The following is a 2,815-nucleotide window of genomic DNA, read 5'->3' as shown; positions in this document are numbered from 1 at the left end:
ATGGTCAACGGCCACGGCTTCGGCGAGACCATCCGCAGCATCAACGGCGCCCTCGAATGCGGCGGCCGCAACCCCGCACAGGTGCAGAGCCGCGTCAACGCCTACCAGCGATTCGTCCAGATCCTCGGCACCACCCCGGGCGACAAGCTCAGCTGCTGACCCGGAACCTCCCGCAGGACCTGTGTCGAAGTCCGCCGGGTGGTTGAGTTGAGCTGACGGTTCGAGACGTCACGAACGGGCGGGGCTTCCGGACTCACGGAGTCCCGCCCGTTCTCGTCGGCCCTGCTCCGGCCCGGTCCATCATCGAGCCGATCGTCATGGTCATCCGGCGGCGGCCGACCAGCCGGCCCGCGTGTGCCATCAGGCGGTTCCTCGTGCCCGTGATCACGCTGGGTGGCGGGGTGCGCTGGTCGAGGGCCTTCAGAGCGATCCTGACGACCTCGTCCGGGCGCATCCGGTCGGTGCCGCCGTCGGCCTGGGCGCCGGCGACGTCGAAGAACCCGGTCTCGGTGGCGCCTGGCGACAGCGCCATCACGCGCAGCCCCGTGCCGCGCGACTCGTACCAGAGCGCCTCGGTGAAGCTGAGCACGAACGCCTTGGTCGCGCCGTAGACGGCCATGGTCGGGGTGGGCTGGTAGGCCGCCATGCTCGCGACGTTGACGAGCACTCCGCCGCCGCGGGCGCGCAGCCGTTCGATGAAGCCGCGGCTGAGGTCGACGAGGCTGGTGACGTTGACGGCGATCTCGGCGCTCAGCCGCTGCGGGTCTTCTCGGTGGAAGGCGGTGTTGGTGGCGAAGCCGGCGTTGTTGATCAGGCTGGTGATCGTGAGGCCGCGCTCGGTCAGGGCGGCGTCGAGCGCCGCTGCGACGCCGGGGGTGACCAGGTCCATGGCGACAGGGGTCGCGGTGATCCCGTACGCCGTTTCGAGTTCGTCCGCGAGCCGCTCCAGCCGGCCCAGCCGCCGGGCGACGAGCACGACGTTGGAACCGCGTCCGGCGAGCTGCCGGGCGAACTCGGCCCCGAGGCCCGCGCTGGCACCGGTGATGAGGGTGGTCTGACCGCGGTAGTCCACGGGTGTCATGGCTCCTCCAGGGGTCCGGTTCGTGAGGACCGTGTCACCGTACGCCTGTCTGGCACTGAGTGTCAATCAGTCACTGAGGTGCTAAGGTGTGGGCATGCCGACCACGCCTGACCAGAAGCTCTGGACCCGCACCCGCCAGGCGGTCCACGCCGAGGTCGCTCGGACCGCGATGGAGCTGTTCCTGTCGCGCGGGTTCGAGGCGACCACGATCGACGACATCGCCGCGGCGGCCGGCATCTCCCGGCGCTCCTTCTTCCGCTACTTCGGCACGAAGGAGGACATCGTGCTGGGCGACCTCGCCGCGCAAGGCGAGCTGATCCGCAAGGAGCTGGAGGCCCGGCCCGCCGACGAGGACGCGTGGACCGCCCTGCTCAACGCGTTGCGCGACGCCCCGCGGCTCGGCCAGGACGACGCGACCATGTTGAAGATCTCCAAGATGCTCTACGAGACGCCGTCACTGCGCGCCCGCAGCATCGAGAAACACCTCCAGTGGCAGGCGCTGCTCACCCCAGAGATCCGCCGCCGCCTCGGCGTCGCGCCGGACGACGAGGACGACCTGCGCGCCGACGCGATCGTCGCCTGCATGCTCGCGTGCCTGGACATCGCCGGCGAGGCGTGGACGCGGAGCAACGGCAGTAGGTCGCTGGAAGAGCTGGTCCTCTCGGCAGTCGCGGCAGTGCGCCCAAGCGCGCCGGACCCCCGGCGGTCATAGGGGCGTTCAGGGGTTTCGCCGTGCTGCCTCCCACCGGCCGTCCCGGGAGGCGCACGCATCGAGGGGGCGCTGAGCCCGGGGCATGCGTCCGCGAGCGCGTCGAGGGCGGTGTGCGCGTTCATGATCGGCTCGCCGTGGTCGCCGCAGGCCCGGGGAGCGGGCCAGGGGGCCGGACGGCACCCTGGCCCTGTCTCCGTGGCTATGCCCTCACGCCGATGTCGACTAGCTGACGCGCAGGTCGATGCAGGCGTAGAAGGCGTTGGCCGTGTCGGCGATGTTCCAGATGGCCAGGACCTTCTGCCGGCCGGTGCGGTTGCCGAGGTTCACGGTGTGGGAGACGGTCTCGGGCGGTTGCTGGTTGTTGCCGCTGAACGAGGCGACCCGGGTCCCGCCGACGAAGTACTCGTAGTTGCTGGTGCGGTGCCGGGCGGTGAACGTCCACCGGAAGGTGACCGTCCTGCCGACCGACGTGACGGGCCAGGGCTTGCTCTCGTCGCTGAGCTGGGCGAAGCGCCCGACGTTGCCGTGGCAGTTGCGCAGGCCCTTGGGCCCTTCCACGCTCTGCGGCTCGTAGATGATCTCGCCGCAGTTGGGCACCTGGCCGCGGGCGCAGAACGCCTGGCGGCTGGGTGGCGAGTTGACGTAGCCGTGGGCCTGCGCCGGCTGGGCGACGAACATCGTGGCAGCGATGGCGATCACTGCCGTGGCGAGTAACCTCAGCGTCCTTCGCATGTGGTGCTCCTTACATTTGGGGGGTTACCCCAAATGTAAAGTAAAGTTTCCTAACGGTAAACCGGAACGTCAAGACAGGGCCCGGCAGGCAAGCTCAGCCGGTGAGCGCCGCGAGCCTGGCGATCGCGGCGGTCTCCGCCTCATGGACGGCTCGCAGCCGGGCGCTGAGGCCGGCGAAGAGCCGGGCCGTGTCCACGTCGGAGAGGGATCCGTCGGCGGCGGCGAGGGATCCGTCGGCGGCGGCGCGCTCCCGCCACAGCGCCGCGCCCGCCTCCGCCGCCTGGGGGGCG

The 2,815-nt window shown here is 70.5% G+C and carries 5 protein-coding genes; 2 read left to right on the top strand and 3 right to left on the bottom strand.

Annotation, left to right across the window (positions count from 1 at the left end; all coding sequences use genetic code 11):
- Entirely contained in the window at positions 1-159 is a 159-nt protein-coding gene (locus tag DQW85_RS08130; protein ID WP_240197016.1) for a glycoside hydrolase family 19 protein, read from the top strand.
- A 94-nt stretch (positions 160-253) separates the two neighbouring features.
- Here DQW85_RS08130 and DQW85_RS08125 read toward each other — a convergent pair whose 3' ends face one another.
- Positions 254-1,081 (bottom strand): SDR family NAD(P)-dependent oxidoreductase, encoded by an 828-nt coding sequence (locus DQW85_RS08125; RefSeq protein ID WP_113699755.1) that lies wholly within the window; start codon positions 1,079-1,081, stop codon positions 254-256.
- A gap of 94 nt (positions 1,082-1,175) precedes the next feature.
- On the opposite strand from DQW85_RS08125, the gene DQW85_RS08120 reads away from it, so the two are divergent.
- A complete protein-coding gene (locus DQW85_RS08120) occupies positions 1,176-1,793 on the top strand; it encodes a TetR family transcriptional regulator (protein ID WP_113699756.1) in 618 nt (205 codons plus the stop codon).
- A gap of 222 nt (positions 1,794-2,015) precedes the next feature.
- Here the strand turns inward: DQW85_RS08120 and DQW85_RS08115 are convergent, their stop codons facing one another.
- Both DQW85_RS08115 and DQW85_RS08110 read right to left on the bottom strand, forming a co-directional pair.
- Positions 2,016-2,525, bottom strand: a complete 510-nt coding sequence (locus DQW85_RS08115; RefSeq protein ID WP_113699754.1) for a lytic polysaccharide monooxygenase auxiliary activity family 9 protein — start codon at positions 2,523-2,525, stop codon at positions 2,016-2,018.
- A gap of 94 nt (positions 2,526-2,619) precedes the next feature.
- Positions 2,620-2,815, bottom strand: a 196-nt coding sequence (locus DQW85_RS08110; RefSeq protein WP_205314964.1) for a hypothetical protein, incomplete at its 5' end; no start/stop codon positions are given.

Source organism: Nonomuraea lactucae (genome assembly GCF_003313395.1).
Classification (GTDB): domain Bacteria; phylum Actinomycetota; class Actinomycetes; order Streptosporangiales; family Streptosporangiaceae; genus Nonomuraea; species Nonomuraea lactucae.
The sequence above is the reverse complement of the archived record's forward strand: the minus strand, read 5'-3'. Positions and strand labels throughout refer to the sequence as shown.

Coding starts and splice junctions, on each gene's coding strand:
- DQW85_RS08125 (WP_113699755.1), bottom strand. CDS start 1,081: ATGACACCCGTGGACTACCGCGGTCAGACCACCCTCATCACCGGTGCC.
- DQW85_RS08120 (WP_113699756.1), top strand. CDS start 1,176: ATGCCGACCACGCCTGACCAGAAGCTCTGGACCCGCACCCGCCAGGCG.
- DQW85_RS08130 (WP_240197016.1), top strand. CDS start 1: ATGGTCAACGGCCACGGCTTCGGCGAGACCATCCGCAGCATCAACGGC.
- DQW85_RS08115 (WP_113699754.1), bottom strand. CDS start 2,525: ATGCGAAGGACGCTGAGGTTACTCGCCACGGCAGTGATCGCCATCGCT.